Source organism: Litchfieldella anticariensis FP35 = DSM 16096 (assembly GCF_000409775.1).
Lineage (GTDB): Bacteria > Pseudomonadota > Gammaproteobacteria > Pseudomonadales > Halomonadaceae > Litchfieldella > Litchfieldella anticariensis.
The window spans coordinates 885,759-911,977 of the sequence record NZ_KE332377.1; the positions used below are offsets into that span (position 1 = coordinate 885,759).

The 26,219-nt window shown below is 57.8% G+C and carries 23 protein-coding genes; 9 read left to right on the forward strand and 14 right to left on the reverse strand.

Annotation, left to right across the window (positions count from 1 at the left end):
• Positions 1–13: 13 nt before the first annotated feature.
• A complete protein-coding gene (locus L861_RS04145) occupies positions 14–454 on the reverse strand; it encodes a DUF1289 domain-containing protein (protein WP_021029101.1) in 441 nt (146 codons plus the stop codon).
• A 268-nt stretch (positions 455–722) separates the two neighbouring features.
• On the opposite strand from L861_RS04145, the gene acnB reads away from it, so the two are divergent.
• From acnB to L861_RS04165, 4 genes are all read left to right on the forward strand, one after another.
• Positions 723–3,326: a bifunctional aconitate hydratase 2/2-methylisocitrate dehydratase gene (gene acnB / locus L861_RS04150; RefSeq protein WP_027947441.1), complete on the forward strand. Its 2,604-nt coding sequence runs from the start codon at positions 723–725 to the stop codon at positions 3,324–3,326.
• 364 nt (positions 3,327–3,690) lie between these two features.
• Positions 3,691–4,293, forward strand: a complete 603-nt coding sequence (locus L861_RS04155; protein WP_016415305.1) for a porin family protein — start codon at positions 3,691–3,693, stop codon at positions 4,291–4,293.
• Between the two features lie 153 nt (positions 4,294–4,446).
• Positions 4,447–4,935, forward strand: a complete 489-nt coding sequence (gene rraA / locus L861_RS04160) for a ribonuclease E activity regulator RraA (protein WP_016415306.1) — start codon at positions 4,447–4,449, stop codon at positions 4,933–4,935.
• Positions 4,936–5,106: 171 nt separating this feature from the next.
• Entirely contained in the window at positions 5,107–6,981 is a 1,875-nt protein-coding gene (locus L861_RS04165; protein WP_016415307.1) for a glycerophosphodiester phosphodiesterase family protein, read from the forward strand.
• 85 nt (positions 6,982–7,066) lie between these two features.
• Here the strand turns inward: L861_RS04165 and ppsA are convergent, their stop codons facing one another.
• The gene (gene ppsA / locus L861_RS04170; protein ID WP_016415308.1) at positions 7,067–9,439 is read right to left on the reverse strand and encodes a phosphoenolpyruvate synthase; all 2,373 of its coding nucleotides are present in this window, start codon (positions 9,437–9,439) and stop codon (positions 7,067–7,069) included.
• Positions 9,440–9,664: 225 nt separating this feature from the next.
• On the opposite strand from ppsA, the gene ppsR reads away from it, so the two are divergent.
• The gene (gene ppsR / locus L861_RS04175; RefSeq protein WP_016415310.1) at positions 9,665–10,489 is read left to right on the forward strand and encodes a posphoenolpyruvate synthetase regulatory kinase/phosphorylase PpsR; all 825 of its coding nucleotides are present in this window, start codon (positions 9,665–9,667) and stop codon (positions 10,487–10,489) included.
• 19 nt (positions 10,490–10,508) lie between these two features.
• Here ppsR and L861_RS04180 read toward each other — a convergent pair whose 3' ends face one another.
• The 5 genes from L861_RS04180 to L861_RS04200 form a co-directional block, all read right to left on the reverse strand.
• On the reverse strand, positions 10,509–11,714 hold the full coding sequence (locus L861_RS04180) for a CaiB/BaiF CoA transferase family protein (RefSeq protein ID WP_016415311.1): 1,206 nt from the start codon (positions 11,712–11,714) through the stop codon (positions 10,509–10,511).
• A gap of 16 nt (positions 11,715–11,730) precedes the next feature.
• Positions 11,731–12,915 (reverse strand): acyl-CoA dehydrogenase, encoded by a 1,185-nt coding sequence (locus tag L861_RS04185; protein ID WP_016415312.1) that lies wholly within the window; start codon positions 12,913–12,915, stop codon positions 11,731–11,733.
• A gap of 155 nt (positions 12,916–13,070) precedes the next feature.
• Complete coding sequence (gene mmsB / locus L861_RS04190) at positions 13,071–13,973, reverse strand: 3-hydroxyisobutyrate dehydrogenase (protein WP_016415313.1); 903 nt, start codon at positions 13,971–13,973, stop codon at positions 13,071–13,073.
• A gap of 43 nt (positions 13,974–14,016) precedes the next feature.
• Entirely contained in the window at positions 14,017–15,135 is a 1,119-nt protein-coding gene (locus L861_RS04195) for an enoyl-CoA hydratase/isomerase family protein (protein ID WP_027947440.1), read from the reverse strand.
• Positions 15,136–15,170: 35 nt separating this feature from the next.
• A complete protein-coding gene (locus L861_RS04200; protein WP_016415315.1) occupies positions 15,171–16,337 on the reverse strand; it encodes an acyl-CoA dehydrogenase family protein in 1,167 nt (388 codons plus the stop codon).
• A 200-nt stretch (positions 16,338–16,537) separates the two neighbouring features.
• Here L861_RS04200 and L861_RS04205 point away from each other — a divergent pair, with 200 nt between their 5' ends.
• Together L861_RS04205 and L861_RS04210 are read left to right on the forward strand one after the other, a co-directional pair.
• Positions 16,538–16,990, forward strand: coding sequence for a MerR family transcriptional regulator (locus L861_RS04205; protein ID WP_016415316.1), 453 nt, complete (start codon positions 16,538–16,540; stop codon positions 16,988–16,990).
• A 32-nt stretch (positions 16,991–17,022) separates the two neighbouring features.
• Positions 17,023–18,741 carry an AMP-binding protein gene (locus L861_RS04210; protein WP_016415317.1) on the forward strand — a complete coding sequence of 573 codons (1,719 nt, stop codon included), beginning with the start codon at positions 17,023–17,025 and terminating at the stop codon, positions 18,739–18,741.
• A 178-nt stretch (positions 18,742–18,919) separates the two neighbouring features.
• On the opposite strand, the gene L861_RS04215 is transcribed toward L861_RS04210, so the two are convergent.
• The 5 genes from L861_RS04215 to L861_RS04235 form a co-directional block, all read right to left on the reverse strand.
• Positions 18,920–19,651 (reverse strand): S-methyl-5'-thioinosine phosphorylase, encoded by a 732-nt coding sequence (locus L861_RS04215; RefSeq protein ID WP_016415318.1) that lies wholly within the window; start codon positions 19,649–19,651, stop codon positions 18,920–18,922.
• Between the two features lie 41 nt (positions 19,652–19,692).
• Complete coding sequence (locus L861_RS04220) at positions 19,693–20,271, reverse strand: hypoxanthine-guanine phosphoribosyltransferase (RefSeq protein ID WP_016415319.1); 579 nt, start codon at positions 20,269–20,271, stop codon at positions 19,693–19,695.
• Between the two features lie 21 nt (positions 20,272–20,292).
• A complete protein-coding gene (gene nagZ, locus L861_RS04225) occupies positions 20,293–21,318 on the reverse strand; it encodes a beta-N-acetylhexosaminidase (protein WP_016415320.1) in 1,026 nt (341 codons plus the stop codon).
• A gap of 105 nt (positions 21,319–21,423) precedes the next feature.
• Positions 21,424–21,942, reverse strand: a complete 519-nt coding sequence (locus L861_RS04230; protein WP_027947436.1) for a L,D-transpeptidase — start codon at positions 21,940–21,942, stop codon at positions 21,424–21,426.
• 4 nt (positions 21,943–21,946) lie between these two features.
• Positions 21,947–22,615, reverse strand: coding sequence for a TetR/AcrR family transcriptional regulator (locus L861_RS04235; RefSeq protein WP_016415322.1), 669 nt, complete (start codon positions 22,613–22,615; stop codon positions 21,947–21,949).
• Between the two features lie 185 nt (positions 22,616–22,800).
• Between L861_RS04235 and lexA the strand changes: the two genes are divergently transcribed.
• Entirely contained in the window at positions 22,801–23,457 is a 657-nt protein-coding gene (gene lexA / locus L861_RS04240) for a transcriptional repressor LexA (RefSeq protein ID WP_016415323.1), read from the forward strand.
• A gap of 21 nt (positions 23,458–23,478) precedes the next feature.
• Positions 23,479–24,531, forward strand: coding sequence for a DNA polymerase IV (gene dinB, locus L861_RS04245; RefSeq protein ID WP_016415324.1), 1,053 nt, complete (start codon positions 23,479–23,481; stop codon positions 24,529–24,531).
• Positions 24,532–24,545: 14 nt separating this feature from the next.
• On the opposite strand, the gene L861_RS04250 is transcribed toward dinB, so the two are convergent.
• Positions 24,546–25,217: an energy-coupling factor ABC transporter permease gene (locus tag L861_RS04250; protein ID WP_016415325.1), complete on the reverse strand. Its 672-nt coding sequence runs from the start codon at positions 25,215–25,217 to the stop codon at positions 24,546–24,548.
• A gap of 32 nt (positions 25,218–25,249) precedes the next feature.
• Positions 25,250–26,104 (reverse strand): formyltetrahydrofolate deformylase, encoded by an 855-nt coding sequence (gene purU / locus L861_RS04255; RefSeq protein WP_016415326.1) that lies wholly within the window; start codon positions 26,102–26,104, stop codon positions 25,250–25,252.
• Positions 26,105–26,219: the final 115 nt, after the last annotated feature.

Sequence of the window (26,219 nt, forward strand, 5' to 3'; positions counted from 1 at the left end):
CACAGTGAACGGCTCAACACAGCACATCATGTTGCTGCCGACGATAAGCCTCTCTTAGTAACGCCTCTGTCAATGCGACATGCAGCGTCTCCGGGGGTAGCCCCTCGCCCTCAAGGACTGGCTCTAGCCCGTAACGCGACAAGTCACGAATACGCTGCCGTCCGACACGCAGTAGTTCGACCGCCCGAGACAGCGCGGGCTGTTCGGCCCGGAAGCGAATACGATGGCGGCACATCTGGGCCTCCAAGGCTTGGGCATCGACGACACACAGAAAACGTCCAGCCACCTGTTCGCGCAAGGTATCGAGCGCCAGCATGCGCAACTCACGCTCCCGATCGGAAAAGCCGAACCATTCACGGATTTCACCATCGTGACGCTGGCAGCCACGACATACCCGATCCCCTACGGTTGTCGAACACATTCCCACACAGGGAGAGACGATACGTTGGCTCATGATCCCTCTCGTCGTTTGCCACCATCTTACCGCGCCAAGCGGCACTCAGCACGCCCATAGCGCCATGCGGTACACTTCGCCGACCAAAGTTCAAGGATTGTCGACAACATCTCGCTTAACATTGTCGACAGTTTCGCGTAGAATTCGCGACACCCAGTCACACGGTTACCATAAGCACCAAGGCGGCGTTTTCGACGACGTTGGTTGCAGATAACGCTCGTTACCACGATATCCGCCTTGGCATAGAAACTTGATGAGGGCCCCTATCGTGCTTGAAGCTTATCGCCAACATGTCGAGGAACGCGCTAATGAAGGCGTACCACCGAAACCGCTGAATGCCGAACAGGCCGCCCAACTGGTCGAACTGCTCAAGAATCCGCCGACTGGCGAAGAGAAGTTTCTCCTTGAACTGATTACCGATCGAGTCCCCCCGGGTGTGGATGAGGCCGCCTACGTCAAAGCCGGTTTCCTGACAGCCATCGCCAAGGGTGAAGCCCAGTCACCATTGATTGACAAGATCCATGCCGTCAAGCTGCTGGGGACCATGCAAGGCGGTTACAACATCGCCACCCTGGTCGAATTGCTCGATGATACCAACCTGGCCAAGGAGGCTGGCGAACAGCTCAAGCACACCCTGCTGATGTTCGATGCCTTCCACGACGTCGCTGAACGCGCCAAAGCCGGGAATGCCGTGGCCAAGGAAGTCCTGCAGTCGTGGGCCGAGGCCGAGTGGTTCTTGGCCAAGCCCAAGCTCGACGACAAGATTACCCTGACCGTGTTCAAGGTCCCGGGCGAGACCAATACCGACGATCTGTCACCGGCCCCCGATGCCTGGTCGCGTCCGGATATTCCCCTGCATGCCAACGCCATGCTCAAGAACGAGCGCGACGGTATCGAACCGGAAGTGTCCGGCACCAAGGGCCCGCTGGCCCAGATCGAAGCCGTCAAGGCCAAAGGCTACCCAGTCGCCTATGTCGGTGACGTCGTAGGCACCGGCTCCTCGCGCAAGTCCGCCACTAACTCCGTACTTTGGTTCTTTGGCGACGACATCCCCTACGTGCCCAACAAGCGGGCCGGCGGCTTCTGCTTCGGTGGCAAGATCGCACCGATCTTCTTCAATACCATGGAAGATGCTGGTGCCCTGCCTGTGGAAATGGACGTCTCCAAGATGGAGATGGGCGACGTCATCGACGTCTATCCCTATGAAGGCAAGGTCTGCAAGCACGACAGCGACGAGGTACTGACGACGTTCGAGCTCAAGACCCGCGTGATCCTCGACGAAGTCCGTGCCGGTGGCCGCATTCCACTGATCATCGGGCGCGGCCTGACTGACAAGGCGCGTGCCGAACTGGACCTGGGTCCGTCCGACGTATTCAAGACACCGGAGCAGCCGGCCGATACCGGAAAAGGCTACACTCTGGCCCAGAAGATGGTCGGCAAGGCCTGCAGTATGGAAGGTGTTCGTCCCGGCATGTACTGCGAGCCCAAGATGACCACCGTCGGCTCTCAGGACACCACAGGCCCGATGACCCGTGATGAGCTCAAGGATCTGGCGTGTCTCGGCTTCCAGGCCGACTTGGTGATGCAATCGTTCTGCCACACCAGCGCCTACCCGAAGCCGGTCGACGTGGAAACCCACCACACCCTGCCTGATTTCATCATGAACCGCGGCGGCGTCTCGCTGCGCCCGGGCGACGGCATCATCCACTCGTGGCTGAACCGTATGCTGCTGCCCGACACCGTAGGCACCGGTGGCGACTCACACACTCGCTTTCCGATGGGTATCTCGTTTCCGGCGGGCTCCGGCCTGGTGGCTTTTGCCGCCGCGACTGGCGTGATGCCTCTGGACATGCCGGAGTCGGTACTGGTGCGCTTCAAGGGCAAGCGTCAGCCTGGCGTCACCCTACGCGATCTGGTCCACGCCATTCCCTATTACGCCATTCAGCAGGGTCTGTTGACCGTCGAGAAATCTGGCAAGAAGAATGCCTTCTCTGGCCGCATCCTGGAAATCGAAGGACTCGAGGACCTCACCGTCGAACAGGCCTTCGAGCTTTCCGACGCTTCCGCCGAGCGTTCGGCAGCCGGTTGCACCATCACCCTCAGCGAAGAGAGCGTGACCGAATACCTGAAGTCCAACATCACACTGCTCCAGTGGATGATTTCCAACGGCTACGGTGACGAGCGCACCATCAGCCGTCGCATTGAAGCGATGGAGGCCTGGTTGGCAGACCCAAGCCTGATGCGTGCCGACAAGGACGCCGAGTACGCCGAGGTCATCGAGATCGATCTCGACGAGGTCAAGGAGCCCGTGCTCTGCGCTCCCAACGACCCGGACGATGCTCGCCTGCTTTCCCAAGTTGCCGGCGAAAAGATCGATGAAGTGTTCATCGGTTCATGCATGACCAACATTGGCCACTTCCGAGCCGCAGGTAAACTGCTCGAGAAGCAGCCGGCCGGCAGCCTGAAGACCCGCCTATGGTTGGCACCGCCGACCAAGATGGACCAACACCAGCTCACTGAGGAAGGCTACTACGGGATCTACGGTCGTGCCGGTGCACGCATGGAGATGCCGGGCTGCTCGCTGTGCATGGGTAACCAGGCCCGGGTAGCGGCGAAATCGACGGTGGTCTCCACCTCGACCCGCAACTTCCCCAACCGCTTGGGTGACGGTGCCAATGTCTACCTTGCCTCGGCGGAACTCGCCGCCGTCGCCGCAGTGGAAGGACGCCTGCCAACTGTGGAAGAATACCAAGGCTACATGGGACAGTTCGACGCGATGGCCGGTGAGATCTATCGTTATATGAACTTCCATGAAATCGAGGAGTATCAGAAAGCTGCCTCGAACGTGATTCCAGTCGCTCAACAGCCTTGAGCCACTGAATCATCCCTTTCGTCGCCGATGCTCGCAACATCGATGGCGCCCGCTACGGGGATTACGCCATAGCCGATGACCGAAGCGCCCCGCCCAGTGCGGGGCGCTTTATTTGCATTTCTTCACGTCTCCGCACAGCGACTTCATGTCTCCGTCGGCAGACACTTTTGTACCCTTCTTAACACGCTAAGCATTGAGGGATACACGAGCTACACCTAGAGTAATATGATCAGCATCATGCGAATGTTTAAGTTGGTGGCCGGACTGCCATCAATGCCATTGTGGTGGAATGTACGACGCTCTTGCTCAAGTTCCATCGATCGATGTGCCACATGCGTGACTGAGCTGCATCAAGGAGAGAGTCATGATTGTCAGAACCCTGTTTGTCGCTTCCCTGGCCTCGACATCCCTGCTTGTCGTATCCAGCGCCCTGGCTGATTCAAGCGAAGACCGGGGCCTGTATCTAGGAGTCGGTACCGGCTTCAGTTCGTTGGAAAACGATCGCGAGGATGTCGATGACTTCGTCGAGAGTGGTGGTCGCAATTACGAGCTTGATGACGACGACAATGTCTGGAAGGGCTTCGCTGGCTATCAATTCACCCCCTACTTCGCCACCGAGGCTTTTTATACCGACCTGGGCCGGACAGAGCTCAGAGGTAATGATATCGCCAATACCAACCTGGAGTCCGACGCCTATGGTGTCAGCGTGGTCGGTCAGCTTCCGTTCACCTCCTGGTTCACGGCCTTCGCCAAAGCTGGCATGGCCCACTGGAAAACCGATGTCGACGGTAATCTCGGTGATGCCAGTCTCGACCTGCAGGACAACGATGGAACTGACCCCGTCTATGGCGTCGGAGCACAGCTCAACTTCGATCCCTTGCTGATTCGCACTGAATACGAGCGCTACGACTTCGATAGCGACTATAAGATAGACACCTTCTCTGCTTCGGTGGGTTGGCGGTTCTGACCCCCTATACGTTTCCCAACCATCATGATGCCGGGCCTTGTCCCGGCATTTTGTTGTCTATCTTCCTGCACCCAAGGGAGGATTCTACTTTCCGTCGACTATGGCATGATTGTGGAAGCCTTTTCCAAGGATACTCAAGCAAGGAGATTCCACATGAGTCATATCGGTACCCCGGATATCTGCGACGCTTACCCTGACGTCGCCGTACTTGACCCGATCTTCGCCAACTTTGGCGGCCATGATACTTTCTATGGCCCGGTTCGTACCGTGAAATGCTTCGAAGACAACTCGCGCGTCAAAGAGGCAGTAGCAGAGCCTGGTAACGGTGCCGTCCTCGTTGTCGATGCTGGTGGCTCGAGCCGCTGCGCCATGCTCGGCGATATGCTGGCTGAGCAAGCTGCTGACAATGGCTGGGCTGGCGTAGTGATGTACGGCTGCGTACGCGATGTAGACGTGCTGGCTGAAACTGAACTCGGCATCCAGGCATTGGGGGCTCATCCACGCAAGAGCGAGAAACGCGGGGAAGGAATACGTGATGTGACGGTCACTTTTGCCGGAGTGACCATCACCCCGGGCCAATGGCTGTACGCCGATAACAATGGAATTCTGGTCGCCAGCGAACGTCTGGCACTGGAAGATTGAGCTACCTCAGACAAGAGCACCCGCCGCCGTGCTTTACCGCGCCGGGTGCTTGACCGGTATTTTCTCCACTTCAACGATGACGCAAGCCGTGCCCGTCAATCTGATATTGCTAATGACATCAGGCAATGCAAGGCTAAGCTCAAGGGAATCGTATTCGATTCGCGGAGTGTCATGCTGCACCTATCTCGGCTAGCCAGCGATGTGGGACGCTCGCTGCACGAACATGTGCGTCCACTACTGGCTTACCATTTGTTCTTCACCGTACTGGCCACGGCAGTGTTGATGCCTGCCGTAGCCTGGACTCTGAGGCGCCTGCTCGCACAGTTCGGTCATCCAATCATCACCAATGCCGAACTGTTCGATATTCTGTTATCGCCAGGCGGCATCTTGTGGCTTCTGGCTGCTATCGGCCTCTTTTTTCTGATCCTCTACCTGCAACAAGCTGGCATGATTCTGGTGGCAGTGCGCCCCCGTGACAATCACTATCACTTGGCTGGTGAAGCTCTCTGGGGAGCATTGCGGCGCTTCCCCGGACTTGCCGGCCTGGTAGTCATCCAAGTCGGTACTCATCTGCTACTGGCCCTTCCTCTGGCATTGACGGTGAGTTGGCTACACGGCGTTTTTCTCGGTGGCCTGGAACCCTATTACGTACAGCGAGTCCGGCCACCGGCACTATGGCTGTTTCTTGGTATCAGCCTGCCACTCGTGCTGACTTGGGTGTCTCTGGCCGCAACCCTCTATTTTCGTTGGATTCTGGCTCTGCCGGCACTAATGCTCGAGAACCTGTCTCCACGCGCCGCCCTGTCTCGAAGCCATCATCTCACCCGCGGCCGTCGGCGGCATATTGCGATCGCCGTCATCGCACTGCTGCTGCTGATCATTGCCCTGCCGATCCTCGCCACCTGGACTTTCGATAAGCTTGGCACACCGTTGTTGTCGTTGCTGCCGGAGCGTAATACGGTATTGATACCAGCGACGCTGACCTACCTTAGCGTCTATGTGCTGCTGACCCTTGCCATCACTTTCGTAGGGATTGCTGCCAACAGTCTCTTGGCGGCTTGTCTCTATCTGCGACTGGCCCATCGCGAGCCGCGCCCCCCGAAACCACCACCCCATGCCCATCCAGGACTCTTGGCGTGGGGAGTGGAGATTGTCGTGCTGGTCTTTGCCTTCAGCCAGGCCTGGTTCATCGTCAACAGCTTTGAATTGCAGGACGAGGTGAAAATCACCGCACACCGTGGAAGCTCTTTGGAGGCACCGGAAAACACCCTAGCCGCTATCAATCAGGCTATCTTTCATGGTGCCGATTACATTGAAGTCGATGCACGCCTGACGGCAGACAAAAAAGTGGTGCTCTACCATGACCGCAGTCTGCAGCGCCTGATTGGTGATCCACGTAACCTGCGTGACCTGACCATGGAAGAACTGCAAAGTATCGACGTGGGTAGCTGGTTCGGAGATGCCTTCATCGGTGAGCAGATACCTTCACTGCAGGATGCACTGACACGTACCCGCAACCATGGCTCGCTGATGATCGACTTGAAAACCGACCCAGGGCGGGAGCTGGAATTGCTGGACGCTGTGATCGATAGCCTTCATCGCGAAAATCAAGCACGACAGCAATGCCGTGAAGTGCGAAACACCCCCCACTCTTGTGGCAGTCCTGACGTTCGTGACGATGTCCTGATGGCAACCATGTCTCCCTCACTGATACGTGAGATCGAGGCTCGCGATCCCCGGCTGCGTACGACCTTGCTGGCACAATTCATTTTGCCCGGCACCTTGGACCGTACGACCTTTGATGCCCTGGGTCTTCGCCACAATCGCATCAGCGAAGCGGAGATCAAGGCCGCTCAACGATATGGCTATGAGTTGCACACTTGGACGGTCAACAATCGTAGTCGCATGTCACAGCTCATCGACATAGGGGTCGACAACATCATCACAGACCGTCCCGACCTGCTCGCCGAGCTGCTTGCCAAACGACGCCAACTCAGCGATGGCTCATTGTTGCTGGTCAAGCTGCGCAACTGGCTGCGCTCTTGAGATAAGCCATAACGACGCTCGGCTGGCCATATGGCCAGCCGAGCGTTACTGGGTCAGCGGATGAGGTTCTACCGCAGGAATGGCTTCAACCCAGGGTTTCCCCGGCCAGCATGAACCAGGTTTCCAGCACGGCATCCGGATTCAACGACACGGAATCGATGCCCTGTTCCATCAGCCACTTGGCCAGATCGGGGTGATCGGAAGGCCCTTGACCACAGATACCGACATACTTGCCTTGGGCCTTGCAGGCAGCGATCGCCATCGCCAGCAGCTTCTTCACTGCTGGATTCCGCTCGTCGAATAGATGAGCGACGATGCCAGAGTCACGATCTAGCCCCAAAGTGAGCTGGGTGAGATCATTGGAACCAATGGAGAAACCGTCGAAGTACTCGAGAAACTCCTCGGCTAGCAGCGCATTGGCCGGCAGCTCGCACATCATGATGATCTTGAGACCGTTCTCGCCACGTCCCAGGCCATTGGCCGCCAGCAACTCGACCACCGATTTGGCTTCTTCGGGTGTTCGCACGAAGGGCACCATGATCTCGACATTGTCGAGCCCCATCTCGTCGCGCACTCGCTTGATCGCCCGACACTCGAGTTCGAAACAATCCTGGAACGATTCGGAAATGTAGCGTGATGCGCCACGGAACCCCAGCATGGGATTCTCCTCACCGGGCTCGTAGAGCTTGCCACCGATCAGATTTTCGTACTCGTTGGACTTGAAGTCGGACAGGCGCACTATCGCGCGTTGTGGGTAGAAGGCCGCAGCCAGCGTCGAAATCCCCTCTACCAGTTTGTCGACATAGAACGTCACTGGATCGGCATATCCAGCGGTACGCAGGTCGATAGTCTGCTGTAGATCCAATGGCAGGGTGTCGTACTCGAGCAATGCCTTGGGATGCACACCGATCATGCGATTGATGATGAACTCCAGACGGGCCAGGCCGATACCAGCATTGGGCAAGCTGGCGAAGCTGAAAGCACGGTCGGGGTTGCCAACGTTCATCATGATCTTGAAAGGGATTTCGGGCATTGCATCGACACTAGTGGTCCTGCAGTCGAAATTCAGCAGCCCTTCGTAGACATGACCGGTATCGCCTTCGGCACAGGACACCGTCACCTCACGGCCGTCGGCCAGAATCGATGTCGCATCTCCGCATCCAACCACTGCGGGAATACCCAGTTCTCGGGCGATGATCGCCGCATGACAGGTCCGCCCACCACGATTCGTCACGATAGCCGAAGCCCGCTTCATGATCGGCTCCCAATCAGGGTCGGTCATGTCGGTAACCAGAATGTCACCGTCGAGCACTTTATCCATTTCATCAGGAGCAAGAATTACTTTGACCGCCCCTTGTCCGATACGCTGCCCGATAGCGCGACCACTCACCAAAGTACGTCCCTTCTCCTTGAGCTGGAAACGTTCGAGCTTTCCACCTTCCTGCTGAGAAACCACTGTCTCGGGACGCGCCTGGACGATATACAGCTTGCCGTCGTCGCCATCCAGCGCCCACTCGATGTCCATGGGTCGCCCATAGTGCTGCTCAATGATCACGGCCTGACGCGCCAGATCCATCACCTGACTATCGCTGATGCAGAACTGCCCCCGTTCGGCGAGCGGCACATCGACCGTAGCCACAGACTTGCCAGCGCTGGCGTCGTCGGTGTAGATCATCTTGATCAGCTTGGATCCCAGGTTACGGCGTAGTACCGCCGGACGGCCCGCAGCCAGTGTCGGCTTATGGACATAAAATTCATCGGGGTTGACCGCCCCTTGGACGACAGTCTCCCCCAATCCCCAAGAGGCAGTAACGAAGACGGCATCTCGATAGCCGGATTCAGTATCCAGGGTGAACATCACCCCGCTTGCTCCGGTTTCAGAGCGCACCATCTTCTGAACCCCGGCCGACAACGCCACATTCTCGTGCGCGTAGCCCCGATGCACCCGATACGAAATCGCCCTGTCATTGAACAGCGAGGCGAACACCTCATGTACGGCGCGCTTGATGTTGTCGAAACCTTCGATATTGAGGAAGGTCTCTTGCTGCCCGGCGAAGGAGGCATCCGGCAAATCCTCGGCAGTAGCCGAAGAGCGTACTGCTGCCTTGAGATTGGGGTGTTTCGTGGCCAACGTTTGGTAGGCGTCCCGGAGCTCTGCCTCGAAAGTAGGCGGCAGCGGGGTATCGATGACCCACTGGCGAATTTCTGCCCCGGTTCTGGACAGCGCCACGACATCGTCCACGTCCAAGGTAGCTAGCGCCGCATTGATACGTTCGTTGAGACCTTCATGCGCGAGGAATTCACGGTAGGCATGAGCCGTGGTGGCAAAGCCACCAGGGACGCTGACCCCAGCGTCCGCCAAATTGGAAATCATCTCACCTAGTGAGGCATTCTTGCCTCCGACTCGCTCGACATCATCCATACCGAGCTGATCGAACCACAGGATATAAGGCTCCACGAGACCCCCTTGTTCGCATTCGATGCCCGAATCCCGGACAGGACACCGTTTTCCGTTAATCGTCACCCTATCAAGCGGAGGTCATATTCGCCATTGGTCTAACAGCGAAGTCAGTGGAGAATTTTTACAACAATCGACGAAATCCCGGCATTCCTGTAGTCGGAGGCTTGCCCAAGTGACATCCAATGATGACAATCGACGAACATCCCTCCGATGAGATCCATCATGACGCGTACCGCCTTTTTCATTTCCGACGGCACCGGTATCACCGCCGAGACCTTGGGTCGCAGCCTGTTGGCGCAATTCGAGAATCTCGAAATCCGCATGGTCACCAAACCTTATATCGACAACATCGACAAGGCACAGTCACTCGCGGAAGTGATTCAAGCGACAGCGATACGTGATGGCGAGCAACCGATCATCATCGATACCATCGTCGATGAGAACGTACGCAAGATCATCTCCTCCGCCCCTGGTTTCAAAGTGGACATCTTTTCGACTTTCCTGGCCCCCCTGGAAGACGAGTTGGCCACCCACTCCACCTATACAGTGGGCCGGACACACTCCATCGGGCGTGACGATGTCTACATGAATCGTATCGATTCAGTGCACTTCGCACTCGACAATGATGACGGTGCCCGCACCCACCAATACGACAAGGCGGATATCATCCTGATCGGCGTCTCTCGCTGCGGCAAGACACCCACCTCGCTATATCTGGCACTGCAGTTCGGAATACGGGCCGCCAATTATCCTCTTACAGAGGATGACCAGGACGAAGACGGAACGCTCAAATTGCCTCGTGCCCTGATGCCTCATCGCCACAAGCTGTTCGGGCTGACCATCGACGTTCGGCGACTGGCGGCAATCCGCAGCGAGCGTCGTCCCAACAGCCGCTACTGCTCCATGGATCAGTGCATGCAGGAAATCCAGCAGGCAGAAGCCCTATATCGGCAGATGCATATTCCCTACATCGACACCACGCGCTTTTCCGTCGAGGAAATCTCCACGCGCATGATTGCCGAGGCAGGGCTTAACCGGCGCTTTTAACGTCGAATGAAAACTTTCCTTAGCTGATGATCCCTTCCTGCCTCAGACGAGCGATATCCTCATCCGACAAACCCATACCACGCAGTACACTGTCGCTGTCCTGCCCCAGTGATGGCGGCGGTGTTCGGCTGGTCTGGGATTGGCCGTCGAAGCGTAACGGGTTCGCCACCTGGGGAATCGACATGCCATCGCGCTCGAGGCTGGCAACCATGCCGCGATGGCGGATCTGGGGGTCACTCAAGGCTTCACTGACGCTATTGATCGGCCCAGCAGGAATACTTCGCACCTCGAAGTCGGCCAGCCAGTCATCACGATTACGGCGCAACAGGCATTCACTAATCAAGGGCACCAGCCGTTCGCGGTTGGTCACTCGCGCGCCGTTGGTAGCATAGCTTGGGTCAGCGGCCCATTCGGGATGACCGAGTAACTCGGCAAGCCGCGCAAACTGGCCATCGTTACCCACTGTCAGCACCAGGTAGCCATCGGCACAGGCAAACGCTTGATAGGGTACGATATTGGGGTGTGCATTACCGTGACGCTGCGGATCACGCCCCGACACCAAGGTATTCAGTGCTTGGTTGGCCAGAGTGGCTACCTGAACGTCGAGCAAAGCGACATCCACGTGTCGGCCGCGACCGGTCCGCTCGCGCTCGTCCAGCGCTGCCAGCACGCCGATGGTGGCATAAAGCCCGGTCATCACGTCGGTGATGGCAACGCCAGTCTTCATGGGCATGCCATCCGGCTCGCCAGTGACACTCATCAGCCCGCCCATGGCTTGAATCACGAAGTCGTAGCCGGCGCGATGGGCATAAGGTCCGTCCTGTCCGAATCCCGTGATCGAACAACCGATCAGCCGTGGGTTGCGTTTCGCCAAGCTGGCATAATCCAGCCCATAACGCTTGAGGCCACCGACCTTGAAGTTCTCGAGCAGGATATCCGCTACCTCAGCCAGACTTCTGACCAGTGCCTGGCCATCAGCGTGAGCGATGTCCACGGCCAGCGACTGCTTACCGCGATTGGCACACAGGTAATAAGCCGCCTCACGCGGATTCCCGGTAGCATCTTCCAGCCACGGCGGCCCCCAACCACGAGTATCGTCACCACTCACGGGACGCTCGATCTTGATGACGCGAGCTCCCAGGTCGGCGAGGAGTTGGCCGGCCCAGGGGCCAGCCAGAACCCGCGACATATCCAGGACAATGCGACCTTCCAACGGTCCCGACATGACAACTACCTCTTCATCACTCGGCCGTGAAGGCCTGGATTCCGGTCTGGGCGCGTCCCAGGATCAGGGCATGGATATCATGAGTGCCTTCATAGGTGTTGACCGCTTCGAGATTCATCACATGGCGGATTACGTGATATTCGTCAGCGATACCGTTGCCACCGTGCATGTCACGCGCTACACGCGCGATATCCAATGCCTTGCCGCAGTTGTTGCGCTTGATCAGTGAGATCGCTTCGGGAACCAGTTGCCCTTCGTCGATCATGCGCCCTACTCGCAGCGCCGCCTGGAGCCCCAAAGCGATTTCCGTCTGCATGTCAGCGAGTTTCTTCTGGATGAGCTGATTGGCGGCCAATGGGCGACCGAACTGCTTGCGGTCCAGGGTATATTGGCGAGCAGCATGCCAGCAGGCCTCTGCTGCCCCCATGCTGCCCCAGGCAATGCCGAAACGTGCTCGATTGAGGCACGAGAACGGCCCCTTGAGACCTTGAACGCCAGGCAGACACTGATCGTCACTGACTTCCACATCCTGCATGGCGATCTGCCCTGTGACAGAAGCACGCAGACTGAACTTGCCTTCTATCTTGGGCGCCGACAGCCCTGGCATGCCCTTCTCGAGGATGAAACCGCGCAACACGCCGTCCTGATCCTTGGCCCATATCACGAAGACATCGGCAATCGGGGAGTTGGTGATCCAGGTCTTGGTACCGTTGAGGCGCCACCCATCATTGGTTTTCACCGCCCGTGTGCTCATGCCGTTGGGATCCGAGCCGTGATCGGGCTCGGTGAGACCGAAGCACCCTACCCATTCGCCGCTGGCGAGCTTGGGCAGGTACTTTTCGCGTTGCGCTTCGCTACCGAAGGCATGAATGGGGTACATCACCAAGCTCGATTGCACGCTCATCGCACTGCGATAGCCGGAATCGACCCGCTCGACCTCACGCGCAATCAAGCCATAGCTGACATAGTTGAGACCGGCGCCGCCATAGCCATCAATGGTGGCCCCAAGCAAGCCCAACTCCCCCATCTCATTCATGATCTCTCGATCGAAGCGCTCGTAGCGATTGGCTTCGAGCACGCGCGGCATCAGCTTTTCCTGACAATAATCGTGGGCGGTCTGAAGCACCATGCGCTCGTCTTCGCCGAGCTGATCGATCAAGCGGAAAGGGTCGTCCCAAGTCATAGGAGTGATCTGGCTCATTATCGGGCTCCAAGGAGTGAAAAACAAAATTTCTACATTTTCGACAGATGTAGATCAAAATGTCCGTCTTGACTAGCCCAGCTCCTCTCTAAGCCCAACCTCTTGCTGGGCACTAGCAAGAGGTTGGGGCTCAGCAAGCAGATATCAGTCGAGACTCAGCTCTCCTCACCAGCACGATAGAGCCGTTGGATGCTGGAAAAATCCAGCCGTCCATTTCCTTGGGAGGCATGCAAGGCGTATAGATTGCGCGCTTGAGAGCCCATCGGTACCGTGGCTTTCGACTTCAGCGCCAACTCCCAGGCTAGGCCCAGGTCCTTGGCCATCAGGTCGGTGAGGAAGCCACCCTGATAATCATTGGATGCCGGTGCTTTCTCCATCACCCCTGGCCACGGGTTATAGACATTGAGTGCCCAGTTTCCGCCGCTGCTCTGCTTGATGATCTCGGAAAGCACCGCCGGATCGAGGCCATTCTTCACTCCCAAAGCCAACGCTTCAGCGGTACCGCTCATCAGGATCCCGAGCAGCATGTTGTTGCAGATCTTGGCGACCTGCCCGGCACCGATATCTCCAGCGTGGAAGACGTTCTTGCCCATGCCTTCCAGAACCGGTTTTGCTTCGGAGAAACCTTCGCTGGAGCCACCGACAATGAAGGTCAGGGTGCCCGCCTTGGCGCCACCGACACCTCCCGACACCGGGGCATCGAGGAAGGTCAGGCCGCGCGCGCTGGCTTGCTCACCCACACAGCGAGAATCGTCGGGCGCAATGGTCGAGGCATCGATGATCAATGGTTTGCCGTCCAGGCGCTCGAGCAACCCTGGAACGTCATCGCTGCCTAGATAAAGCTGTTTCACATGCTGACCGGCAGGCAGCATCGAGATCACCACCTCGGCTCCCGACACCGCCTCCTCAGCGCTAGCGGCACGACTGGCACCTTCGGCTTCCAGTGCCTGCATGGCACTCTCTACCAGGTCGAAGACACAAAGCCGGTGGCCGGCCTTGATCAGATTGGTGGCCATGGGACTTCCCATATTGCCCAGACCGATAAAGGCGATTTGCATGGCGTACTCCATCATCGTTGTTGTGGGTCTATCATCATCCTTTTCAGAGATCGCGTAGCGGATGTTCATCCGCCGGACATAAAGGCTCCAGCATGGCGTCGACATCGGTTTCGGGTACCGCTGAAACAGAGGTATGCGACCAGCGCGGCGCCTTGTCCTTGTCAATCAATAGCGCGCGTACCCCTTCGACCAAATCGCCTCGTCGACAGCACTGCACTGAAAGTGTCCACTCCTCGCGGAAAGCCTCAGCAAGGGAGCCATTACGGTGACGTTCGAGCATGCGCCATACTAGCTGCGCCGTCAGAGGGCATCCCACTTCGAGCCGTGCCCGATTGGCACTGAGCCAGTCGTCATCATGGGCGTCGTCAAGGATGCGTCGAGTTGCCGAAGCCGCATCGGCACATCCCAGCAACGCTTGGATATGATCCAGGTGCGGCCATACCTGGGCAGCGGGTAGGATGTCACGCCGCTCGAAGCGATTCAGCACATCATGCACGCCGGCGTGGAGAGCCTTGCAGCTCCGTGATCCGTAATCGGCTTCCTCCAGCGCACCCAATAATGCCTCACGACTGTCGCCAGGGATGGCTCGATCGGCCAAGCCCAGATCCAAGGCATCGCGGGCGTTGAGCTGCGCCCCGGTTAGCCCAAGATAGGCGCCGACGCCCGGTGGCATACGGTTAAGGAACCAACTCGCCCCAATATCCGGGTAAAGCCCGATAGTGATCTCAGGCATGGCGATACGCGTATTTTCGGTCGCCAGACGATAGCCGCCGCCAGCCATCAAACCGAGACCACCCCCCATTACGATACCGTTCCCCCACACCAACAAGGGTTTGGGGTAGCGATGGATACGGTAGTCAAGGCGATATTCGGCGGCAAAATAGGTTTCGGCATAGGCCACACCTTCCTTGGCATCGTCAGTCATGGCTCGGTACAAGGCGACCACGTCGCCGCCGGCGCAAAATGCCTTGTCACCCGCTCCATCCAGCCACACGGCGACCACATTGCGATCTGCCGCCCAAGCATCCAGCTTGGTAGTAAGTTGATGGATCATCTCCAGCGATAGTGCATTGAGTGACTTTGGCGCATTGAGCGTCGCCACCCCGATACGGCCGCCATCGCGAGTGGGAAATTCATCGAAGAGTACCGTCGGCCCCGACATTCCATTGCCCTCCAGTGGTAAGGTGGATGTTTCACTCATTGCAGCATCTCGATCATGCCATCGACGAACAATCGTCGAGCAACGATCACACGCATGATCTCGTTGGTCCCCTCTAGGATCTGATGCACTCGGGTATCTCGCACCAGTCGTTCGAGTGGGTATTCCTTGATATAACCGTAGCCGCCATGCAGTTGCAGGGCCTCGTTACACACCTGGAATCCGATATCAGTGGCCAGCCGCTTGGCCATCGCACAGTGAGCAGTGGCCTCAGGATCACCCTGATCAAGACGCCATGCGGCGTGACGAACCATCAGCCGCGCCGCGACGAGCTCACTGGCCATATCGGCCAGCTTGAACTGCAAGGCCTGAAAGCTGGCCAGTTCCTGGCCGAACTGCTTGCGCGATTGTAGATAGTCACGCGAAAGCGTCAGAGCCTGTTGAGCCGCCCCCAACGAGCAACTGGCGATATTCAAGCGGCCACCATCCAGCCCTTTCATGGCTAGCTTGAATCCCTCGCCTTCTTCCCCCAGGCGATGCCCTGCCGGCACCCTGACGTCATCGAAGCTGACCAGGCGTGTCGGTTGGCTCTTCCAGCCCATCTTGTCCTCGTTCTTGCCATATTCGATGCCGGGGCTATCGGCAGACACCAGGAACGTGGAGATACCTCCGGCTCCCGAATCCGCCCCGCCGGTACGTGCCATCACCACCAGCACATCGGTGGCACCAGCCCCGGAGATGAACATCTTGGACCCACTGAGCAGATAGTCGTCCCCCTGGCGCACGGCCTTGGTTCGCAAACTGGCGGCATCCGATCCCGAACCCGGTTCGGTCAGGCAGTAAGAGGCCAGCAACTCACCGCTGATCAGACGCGGCAGCCACTGTTCCCGCAAGGCCTCGCTACCCCACAGCGCAACCATCCAACTCGCCATGTTATGGATAGTCAGATAAGCGGTGGTCGAAATACAACCTTGGGCAAGTTGCTCGAAGATCAGTGAGGCATCCAGGCGCGACAGTCCCAGGCCACCATGCTCTTCAGGGATATAGATACCCAAGAAGCCCGCCTCCCCAGCGCGCTTGATGACATCCACGGGGAAGTGGGACTCGGCGTCCCAGCGGGCGGCGTTCTCGGCAAGCTCGGCATGCGCGAAATCTGCCGCCGCCTGCTGCAACGCTTTTTGATCGTCGGTAAGGGAAAAATCCATATCAGCGCCCTCTTTCGTCGGCGAACGATACTATCGCCGACACTTTTTGGATTGATTAGTCACGAAGTGACCAGATGCCACCAACCTAGCACTTGCTTGGTTTGGTGCAAGTCACCCCTTGGTCTACTAGCACTTTACGTAAACGTCAACTAGCTCTACGCTGGGTAAACATCGACGGGCCCGATCCAAGGAACAGCACCATGAACGATTCCCCCCAGGACAGCATGCTGTCCGATGCCCCATCACCGGAAAAGCAACGACGAACTTATTCGATCGGTGAGCTGGCTAGACTGTTCGAAGTCACACCGCGAACCATTCGCTTCTATGAGCAGGAAGGCCTGTTGGAGCCGGAACGTCGCGGTCAGACACGCATCTATCATGAAAAGGACCGCGTCAGGCTCAAACTCACCCTGCGTGGTAAGCGCCTGGGGTTCTCATTGGCGGAAATTCGCGAAGTCATCGAACTCTACGATGCCATGCCGGATGGCAATGCCAGACAGCTCCAGCGCTTGTTGGAAATCCTCGCCGAGAAGCGCGCCGATATGGAACGTCAGTTGGAAGATATTCGACTGATGCAGCGCGAACTCGACGATGTGGAAGCTCGCTGCCAGGAAGTATTGGATAACCTCCAACATCAAGGAAGTGCTAAGTAAATCGACTTATCGACAACAAGACGGGAAATCTCATGTCACGCCACGACACAATGCATGCCACTCATCACCGACTCTCTCGTCACAGCTATGTAAGCGGCATCAGCGATACACCTTTGAAGGGCCAGACCATCGGTGAATGTTTCGATGAAACCGTGGCACGCTTCCCCGAACGCGACGCCCTGCTTAGCCTTCATCAGAACCTGCGTTACAACTGGTATGAACTGCGGCAAGTCGTTGACACCACCGCCAGGGCATTGCTTGCGGTCGGCGTAAGCAAGGGTGATCGTGTGGGAATTTGGTCGCCCAATTGCGCTGAATGGGCCATTACTCAATTCGCTACTGCCAAGATCGGCGCGATCCTGGTCAACATCAACCCCAGCTACCGCAGCCATGAACTGGAATACGCGCTCAAGCAATCGGGAACCTCAACACTGATCCTGCAAGGCGCTTTCAAGAGCTCCGACTACGCAAGCATGATCGCTGAACTGGTTCCGGCGTTGAACACCGCATCGGACGCCAAACTCAGCAGCGAACGATTGCCGGCACTACAACGTGCGGTATGCCTCGACGAATCTCGTTGCCTGCCTGGCATGCTGAGCTGGAAGGCATTGCTCGGGCATGCTGATGAGGTATCGGCTGAGAGCCTCGCGGAAGTTCAAGCGTCTTTACAGTTCGACGATCCAATCAACATTCAGTACACCTCCGGCACTACCGGGGCCCCCAAAGGGGCAACTCTCTCGCACCATAATATCCTCAACAACGGTTTCTTCGTCGCCCGACGAATGGGATTTTCCGAACAGGACCGCCTGGTCATCCCGGTACCGCTCTACCACTGTTTCGGCATGGTGATGGGCAACCTGGGCTGCATGACCCATGGCGCGACGATGATCTATCCCGGTGATGGTTTCGACGCCGAAGCGACGCTGCGTGCCGTCGCCGAAGAAAAGGCCACCGCGCTTTACGGGGTGCCGACCATGTTCATCGCCGAACTGGAGCATCCACGTTTCACCGACTTCGATTTGTCGACGCTACGCACCGGCATCATGGCCGGCTCCATTTGCCCTATCGAGGTGATGCGCCAGGTCATCGACAAGATGCACATGGAAGGTGTCACTATCTGTTACGGCATGACCGAAACCAGCCCGGTGAGCTTTCAGACCCAGACCGACGCTCCGCTGGAAAAGCGTGTGACTACGGTAGGCACCATTCATCCTCACCTGGAGGTCAAACTGATCGATCCCTCCACCGGCGCCTTGGTACCACGGGGCGAACGCGGCGAGCTGTGCACACGTGGCTACAGCGTGATGCTCGGTTACTGGGAAAATGAAGAAGCTACCGCCAAAGCCATTGATCACACGGGTTGGATGCACACAGGTGACCTCGCCACCATGGATGAGGATGGCTACGTCGCCATCGTCGGCCGTATCAAGGATATGATCATCCGTGGCGGCGAGAACATCTATCCGCGCGAAATAGAGGACTTCCTATATACCCACCCAGCGATTTCGGACGTGCAGATAATTGGGGTTCCCGACGAGAAGTACGGCGAGGAAGTCATGGCCTGGGTCAAGTTGGTCGAGGGCGAAACCTTGGATGAAGAGAGCCTCAAGGCCTTCTGCCAAGGCAAGATTGCTCACTACAAGGTGCCGCGTTACGTGAAGTTCGTCGATACGTTCCCGATGACCGTCACCGGCAAGATCCAGAAGTTCAAGATGCGCGAGGAAGCCACCAGGGAATTGGGGCTCGACTGATTTCCCTGAAGCATCGATGTAGCTCGCGGCTTTACTGGGGCATGCTCCGCGAAGACGCTGTAAATCCATCCCTGGGCGCTCGGCTTTTTCATCCCTGAAAAAGACGCTTCGCTTGAGCATCCCCCCGCGCCGCTAGCCTCCTTGCCTTCAGTGCAACGTCAGGCACAGCGATGCCAGCTCATTCGGCAAGCAGCGACCGAATCACTCGTTTGACCCGTTCGATGCCGCTCTCCAGAGCCGCTTCGATCTCGGCCATGGTGATTTCGGTCTCGACTACGCCGGCAGCGGGATTGACTACCAGCGCCAGGCAAGCATAGGGAATCTCCAACTCGCGCGCCAAGGATGCTTCCGGCATGCCGGTCATGCCTACCAACCGGCAACCATCACGTGCCATGCGCGCAATTTCGGCGGCGGTTTCCAAGCGAGGCCCTTGGGTACAACCGTAGACTCCACCATCTTGCATGGACTCACCAGCCACCTCTCCCGCACGTAGCAGTGTATGACGCAACTCAGCGTCGTAGGGCCACGAAAAGTCGATATGCTGGAGAGGTTTGAAACGCCCATCGAAGTATGTCGACTCGCGACCGCAGGTATAGTCGATCAACTGATCCGGCACCACCAACGCTCCAGGCGACAACCCAGGGTCAATGCCGCCCACGGCATTGACACCGATGATACGTGATGCCCCCGCCTGCTTGAGCGCCCACAAATTGGCACGATAATTGACCCGATGTGGTGGCAGCTTGTGCGGGTGGCCATGACGAGGCAGAAAAAGAACATCCCGGTCGTTCAGCACTCCCTGGATCACACCGCTGGATGCCGCGCCCAGTGGTGTTTCGACGGCGTGACGCTGAATGATTTCCAAATCCGGCATCTCGGTCAGGCCGGTGCCGCCGACAATCGCCAGCATGGCGGTTCTCCCTTATTGCATGTCCTGTTCGAAGGCTGAAATCAAAGACCCTTGGGCGCAAAAATCCCTGGAGCATTGCGCCAGTAACCCTTGTAGTCCATGCCGAAACCGAACACATAGCGATCGGCCACTTCCAGGCTACAGTAATCCGCCTTGAGCCCGGGGACCGCCTTGCGGTCATGCTGCTTGTCCACCAGCACCGCCGTGGAAATGCTCGCCGCCCCCGCCTCACGACAGTAATCGAGGATGGCGGCAAGCGTCGCACCTTCATCGAGGATGTCATCGACGATCACCACATGGCGACCGGCCATGGGAATTTCCGGCGATACCCGCCAGAACAGCTCTCCGCCACGCAGGCCACCTCGATAACGCGTGGCATGCAAATAGTCCACTTCCAGCGGAAAACCAAGCCGTGTCAGGAGATGGCCGGTGGTGATCAAACCGCCATTCATCACGCAATAGAACGCCGGCAGCTTGTCACCCAGGTTGGCGGTGATCTCTTCCGCCATGCGGTCGAGTGCCCGTTCAACCTGTTCCTGGGAAATCAGACAATCGGCATGCTCCATGACATCACGCATGGTCGTCAGGGACTCGTGAAATTCGGTATTGGGGTTGGGCATGGAATCCATATCAACAACAAGTCAGGTAGTAGAAGGTGTATCGGCCAGCGCTTCCAGACGCGCATGTACGCGACGCCAACGCGACAGTGCCGGCAAGGTTTCGAGACTGGGGCGGGCACGGCCATAGCGCAGCTTGGCGTGACGTTTGCTGCCACGCCCCACGCAAGCCGTCACGGCAGCCTGGGCCGCCTCGCGGTCGTTGCATACCAGCACCATATCGCATCCGGCATTCAAAGCTGCCAAGGCTCGACTCCCCGCATCTCCGGCCACTGCGGCGCCGGCCATGGAAAGGTCGTCGGAAAAGATCGCGCCCTTGAAGCCCAGGTCCTCACGCAGGAACCCCAGCCAACTAGGAGAAAAGCCGGCGGGGCGCTCATCGAATGCGGGATAGACGACATGCGCCGGCATTATGCCATCCAATTGGGAAGCCAACTCGGCAAAGGGCACCAGGTCATGAGCCCGCAACGCTTCCAAGGAACGTTGGTCGACAGGAAGTTCGTAGTGAGAATCAGCGGCCACACCTCCATGCCCCGGGAAATGCTTGCCAACCGCTACCATGCCAGCCTCGTGAAGCCCATTGATGAAAGCACCGCCGAGCAAGGCCACGGCCTGAGGGTCACGGGAAAAACTGCGATCACCGATCACCGAGGAAATGCCATCGTCGACATCCAGCACTGGAGCGAAAGTGAGATCCAGCCCACAGGCAGCCATTTCCATGCCCAATAGCCAACCAGCATCCTGACAGCGCTGCAGAGCGGCCTGAGGATCCTCGTCATAACCACCGGACAAGCGCCGCATGGAAGGCAGACGTGTCACGCCCGTGCGCAAACGCTGTACCCGACCGCCTTCCTGGTCTATGGCCAGTAGCAGATCGGGACGCAGGCGACGCAAGGAAGCGCACAACGCCTGTACTTGTTGTGCATCTTCGATGTTACGGGCGAAGAGAATCACGCCGCCTACCTCTGGATGCTGGAGCAACTCACGCTCCGCACGCTTGAGGCTGGGCCCCTCCAGGTCGAGCATTACTGAGCCGAGAGGTTGGGTCATGGTCTGCTTCCTTGGCTTGAGAAGGTGGGGAATTCTAGACCAATGCCACGGTCAACGACAGACATGGGCTACAGTAACGTCTTATCAGCCTCTGTGGCACCGCTCTCACTCATGTATCCACACCGGCGTGCCAGGCACGGCGAATGTGGCAATTTCAAGCAGCGACTCGTCACGCATTCGGATACAACCATGTGAGGCAGCCACCCCCATGGGTTCGCTGGGTGGCGTGCCATGCAAATAAATATAGCGACGCTGGGAATCCCGGTCGCCCCCACGATTGAATCCCCGCTCGAGGCCACATAACCAAAGAATGCGGGTCAGTATCCAGTCGCGGCCAGGGGGCTCTGAGGCCAACGCCTCGTCGAAGATCTCGCCCGTAGGTCGCCGGCCTCGGAATACCGTTCCCGGCGCCAGACCATTACCGATCGACGCTCGCACATAATGCCAACCCAGGGGTGTCTGACCACTACCCTGTTGTTGGCCGGCCCCTGCCAGCCCACTGGAAATAGCGTGCGTTTTCCCGGCTTCTTCGCCTTGCCATACGACCAGATGCTGATGCCTCAGATCTACCTCCAGCCACAGCGCATCGCGTGGCGGCATATCGACAAGCAAAGGAGTGCGCACGATATCAACCCGCGGCCGGCAGCGCATCGCCTACCGGCTCCGGCAAGGGGGCATTCATGCCAGCCACTACCACCGGCCGCAACCGACGAATCAACTCCCGCACGCTGACATGCTCCCCATAATCCTTTTCGGCGATATCACGCAAGGCATCGAGCCCCGACAACGTGAAGATCACCGTTCCCAACATGAAGTGCAAACGCCAGAAACGCTCTGCATCGGGCAGGTCCGGCGTCGCTTGGCGTACCAATGCAGCGAAACGCGTGAAGACACTGCCATAATGCTCTTGGATATAACGACGTAGATGTCCCTGCGCCTGGCTGTATGCCAAGCCCAGCAACTTCATGAATACCTTGAGGCTGTTGCGTTCAGCGGGCACCTCGAGGACGCTGCGAGCCATGGTTTCGAGCAACTCCTCCAGTGGGATGACCTCCCCTTGGTACTTGGCTTCGAGCTCGTCGAGAGCGGCATGGAAACGCTCAGTGAATGGATCCAGATAGCGGGCAAACACGGCCTGAATCAGCGACTTCTTGGAGCCGAAATGATAATTCACCGCCGCCAGGTTGACCTTGGCCTTGCTGGTAATGTTGCGCAATGACGTCTCGGCAAAGCCGCGTTCGGCGAACAGTACCTCAGCGGTATCGAGAATTCGCGTCACGGTATCGGTCTGAGCCATAGGCTAGCCTCTCGAGTGGGACATAAACATTTGTTTTAAACATTATAGATGTTTACGTTGCATGACGGATCGTCGCAATGCAAGCCGTTTAAAACAATGCTCTAGAATATCAAACAGCTATTACTGGATGTAATCCCATGCTGTATACTTGAACAAATCCAACTCAATCCCGCTGTGGAGGTCCCATGACCCGCCCTCTCACACCGCGTCAGCAGAATGTCTACGACTTCATCGTCAAGACCATGCACGAGCTTGGCTATCCGCCAACCCGCGCCGAGATCGCCAGGGCACTGGGCTTTCGCTCCCCCAATGCCGCCGAGGAACACTTGCGCGCCCTCAGTAAAAAAGGCGTGATTCGCATGGTAGCCGGCACCTCCCGAGGCATCCGTCTGGCCAACCAGGAAGCGGAGAGCAGAGTCGATGAGGGCGATGGCCAGACCGCCAGCGGTCTACCCATCATTGGCGACGTTGCCGCAGGCAGTCCCATTCTGGCTGCCGAACATATCGACCGTTACTGCCCTATGCCACCAGACTTCTTCTCTCCCCGTGCTGACTACCTGCTACGTGTGCGCGGCTTATCGATGCAGGATGTCGGTATCCTCGAAGGTGACCTATTGGCCGTACATCGCACCAACCGTGTTCGCGATGGTCAAATCGTCGTTGCACGCCTGGAAGACGACGTCACCGTCAAGCGCTTCAAACGCCAAGGGCACAAGGTATGGCTAATCGCCGAGAATCCTGATTTCGCACCGATCGAAATCGACTTGCGCCATCAGGAACTGGAAATCGAAGGCATCGGTGTAGGCGTGATCCGCGGCGGTAACGGCCAGGCACTCCACTAGAGCTTTCTTTACTCGCCAGGCATGAAACCGAGAAAGATCCTGCATGCCGATTGCGACTGCTTCTACGCCGCGGTCGAGATGCGCGACAACCCCGCCTTACGTGAAGTACCGCTGGCTATCGGCGGTAGTGCCGAACGGCGTGGGGTCATCGCTACTTGCAACTATCCGGCACGCGCTTTCGGCGTGCGCTCGGCCATGCCCACCGCAAGGGCGTTACGCCTGTGTCCCGACCTGATTCTGCTACCGGGTGACTTCGAACGTTACCGGGCAGTCTCCCGAGAGATACAGACCATTTTTTCTGAACTCACGCCTCTGGTGGAGCCGCTATCGCTGGACGAAGCGTTTCTCGATGTCAGCGACGTCGAACGTTTTCACGGTAGCGCCACCTGGATGGCACGCTGGCTGAAGGAAGAAACCCTACGTCGAACCGGAATCACCATTTCGGTAGGCGCCGCCCCTTCCAAGTTCCTGGCCAAGATTGCCAGCGATTGGGACAAGCCTGATGGCCTATACGTGATCGCGCCCGAGCAAGTCGACGATTTCGTGCGTCATTTGCCAGTGAAACGTCTGCATGGCGTAGGCCCCGCCAATGCGGCCAAACTCGATGCCATGGGAGTAGAAACCTGCGAGGATCTGCGCCACTGGACCATGGATGCACTGGTCACCCGTTTCGGCAAGTTCGGCCAGCGTCTTCACGAGCTTGCCCGCGGTATCGACGAGCGCGAAGTCAAGGTCGAACGTGAACGCAAGTCGGTCAGTGTCGAAACCACCTTCGAGCGTGACCTTCCCGACCTCGCCACCTGCCAGGCAGCCCTATCGCCACTTGTCGAACGTCTCGATGAGCGTTTGCAGCGTCACGGCCAACCTCGGCTGGACAAGTTGTTCGTCAAGGTCCGCTTCGATGACTTCAGTCTCACCACCCTGGAGAGTGGAGGATATTCGATCAGTCACGAGAACTTCGCTGCCCTGCTCGCCCAGGCATGGCAACGTGCCAAGCGGCCGGTTCGTCTACTCGGCGTAGGGGTGCGCCTGGAACCACGCGATGCCAGGCGCCAACTAAGCTTGCCCCTATGATCAGGAAGCCCTGCTTACTTGGTATCGATGTAACGGTGGCGGTTGAAGGTAGCAACCCAGTGTGGGTGGTAAACCACCAGCAAGCTCAATAGCATGCCGGTGATAAAGGCCTCGGATGGCATCAGCAGCGGCAGGAAGAGCGCATACTCCTGAATGAAGAACCACACTTGGGAGTCTGCAGCCGCCAACCAGGCGACAATGATCATCGTCAGACCACTGGCCAAGGTGGCCAGTGCAGTACCGAAAAAGCCACACACGAAAACGAAGACTGGCAAGTTATCAGGCAGATAGCGGTCGACCAGGCGCCAGACCATTACCATCACCATTACTGGCACCACACCACTGATCAGCAGATTGACTCCCAGTAGTGGCCACGCGGTCCTGCCTATCACGACCATCGCCAGGTTAACCAACAAGTTGATCAGCAATGCCAACGGCGCCTTGAACACCAGCGTCAACAACGCCGTGAACATCAAATGTAGACTAAGCCAATCCACCGCCTGGGCGCGGAGCTGCCAGAACAACATGACCGTGATAGCGGCAGCCATCACACGATGCTGTAACCCACGATCGGCCACCAGAGAACGCCATGGTTTCTGACCTATCGCAAGCCCTAGCATGACCAGACTCAACAGTCCGCATAGCCCCAGCATCCAGGGCGCAAGCACGATGTCAACGAAGGTCATACCACACCTGAGAAGGGGTCATGTCATGCCACTCAGGCAAAGACCACGGTCTTGTTGCCGTGAATGAGGACGCGATCCTGCAAATGCCAGCGCAGACCGCGCGCCAATACCGTCTTTTCCACGTCACGACCAAAGCGCACCAAGTCATCTGCCGTGTGGCAATGGCTAACACGATGGATGTCCTGTTCGATGATCGGTCCAGCATCGAGTTCCTGAGTGACATAATGGCAAGTGGCCCCGATCAGCTTGACGCCACGCTCATATGCCTGATGGTAGGGCTTGGCACCGACGAAGGATGGTAGAAAGCTGTGATGGATGTTGATCACTCGTCCGGCATGACGTTCACAAAGCCCAGGGGGCAAGATTTGCATGTAACGTGCCAGCACAAGGGTGTCAGCCTCGACCTCTTCGACCAGTCGCTCCACTTGGGCGAATGCTGCGGACTTGTCATCAGCTTCTACCGGCACATGGTGATAGGGAATCCCATGCCACTCGACCAACGCCCGCATATCCTCGTGATTGGAAATCACACAGGGGATATCGCAATCGAGCTCTCCTGCCGTCCAGCGATATAACAGATCCACCAGACAGTGCGATTCCCTGGACACCATGAGTACCACCCGTGGCCGCTTCGCCGTATCGGTCAACGTCCATTCCATGGTGAAGTCTTCCGCGATGGGGGCAAAGGCACGGCGAAACGCATCGGCGTCCAGCCCCACAGAATCGGCAAGGATCTCATAGCGCATGAAAAACCGCCCAGTGGCCAGATCGGAATGCTGATTGGCCTCTGTGATCGAGCCGCCTTGACTAGCAATGAATCCTGACACGCGTGCCACGATACCTACACGATCGGGACAGGATACGAGCAGACGATAATAATGCGACATCGGCAAACCGCCATATGAAGTGGTGCAAGGCCCAATAGTGTAGCGAATTCAGCGGCATCCAGTCATGCGCGTTGTGACGCCTCCCTCCTATCCCGTATGATGGATTCATCGTTTA

Bases quoted from the DNA above. Each gene is read 5' to 3' on its own strand.
- L861_RS04215 (WP_016415318.1), bottom strand. From the start codon at position 19,651: ATGCTGGCGATTGTCGGCGGCACCGGCCTGACCGAGATGCCGGATTTG.
- nagZ (WP_016415320.1), bottom strand. From the start codon at position 21,318: ATGACCCAACCTCTCGGCTCAGTAATGCTCGACCTGGAGGGGCCCAGC.
- L861_RS04165 (WP_016415307.1), top strand. From the start codon at position 5,107: ATGCTGCACCTATCTCGGCTAGCCAGCGATGTGGGACGCTCGCTGCAC.
- L861_RS04155 (WP_016415305.1), top strand. From the start codon at position 3,691: ATGATTGTCAGAACCCTGTTTGTCGCTTCCCTGGCCTCGACATCCCTG.
- L861_RS04220 (WP_016415319.1), bottom strand. From the start codon at position 20,271: ATGCCCAACCCCAATACCGAATTTCACGAGTCCCTGACGACCATGCGT.
- L861_RS04185 (WP_016415312.1), bottom strand. From the start codon at position 12,915: ATGAGCCAGATCACTCCTATGACTTGGGACGACCCTTTCCGCTTGATC.
- mmsB (WP_016415313.1), bottom strand. From the start codon at position 13,973: ATGCAAATCGCCTTTATCGGTCTGGGCAATATGGGAAGTCCCATGGCC.
- L861_RS04195 (WP_027947440.1), bottom strand. From the start codon at position 15,135: ATGTCGGGGCCGACGGTACTCTTCGATGAATTTCCCACTCGCGATGGC.
- L861_RS04145 (WP_021029101.1), bottom strand. From the start codon at position 454: ATGAGCCAACGTATCGTCTCTCCCTGTGTGGGAATGTGTTCGACAACC.
- L861_RS04235 (WP_016415322.1), bottom strand. From the start codon at position 22,615: ATGGCTCAGACCGATACCGTGACGCGAATTCTCGATACCGCTGAGGTA.
- dinB (WP_016415324.1), top strand. From the start codon at position 23,479: ATGAAACCGAGAAAGATCCTGCATGCCGATTGCGACTGCTTCTACGCC.
- purU (WP_016415326.1), bottom strand. From the start codon at position 26,104: ATGTCGCATTATTATCGTCTGCTCGTATCCTGTCCCGATCGTGTAGGT.
- lexA (WP_016415323.1), top strand. From the start codon at position 22,801: ATGACCCGCCCTCTCACACCGCGTCAGCAGAATGTCTACGACTTCATC.
- rraA (WP_016415306.1), top strand. From the start codon at position 4,447: ATGAGTCATATCGGTACCCCGGATATCTGCGACGCTTACCCTGACGTC.
- L861_RS04200 (WP_016415315.1), bottom strand. From the start codon at position 16,337: ATGGATTTTTCCCTTACCGACGATCAAAAAGCGTTGCAGCAGGCGGCG.
- L861_RS04250 (WP_016415325.1), bottom strand. From the start codon at position 25,217: ATGACCTTCGTTGACATCGTGCTTGCGCCCTGGATGCTGGGGCTATGC.
- L861_RS04210 (WP_016415317.1), top strand. From the start codon at position 17,023: ATGTCACGCCACGACACAATGCATGCCACTCATCACCGACTCTCTCGT.
- L861_RS04180 (WP_016415311.1), bottom strand. From the start codon at position 11,714: ATGTCGGGACCGTTGGAAGGTCGCATTGTCCTGGATATGTCGCGGGTT.
- L861_RS04205 (WP_016415316.1), top strand. From the start codon at position 16,538: ATGAACGATTCCCCCCAGGACAGCATGCTGTCCGATGCCCCATCACCG.
- ppsR (WP_016415310.1), top strand. From the start codon at position 9,665: ATGACGCGTACCGCCTTTTTCATTTCCGACGGCACCGGTATCACCGCC.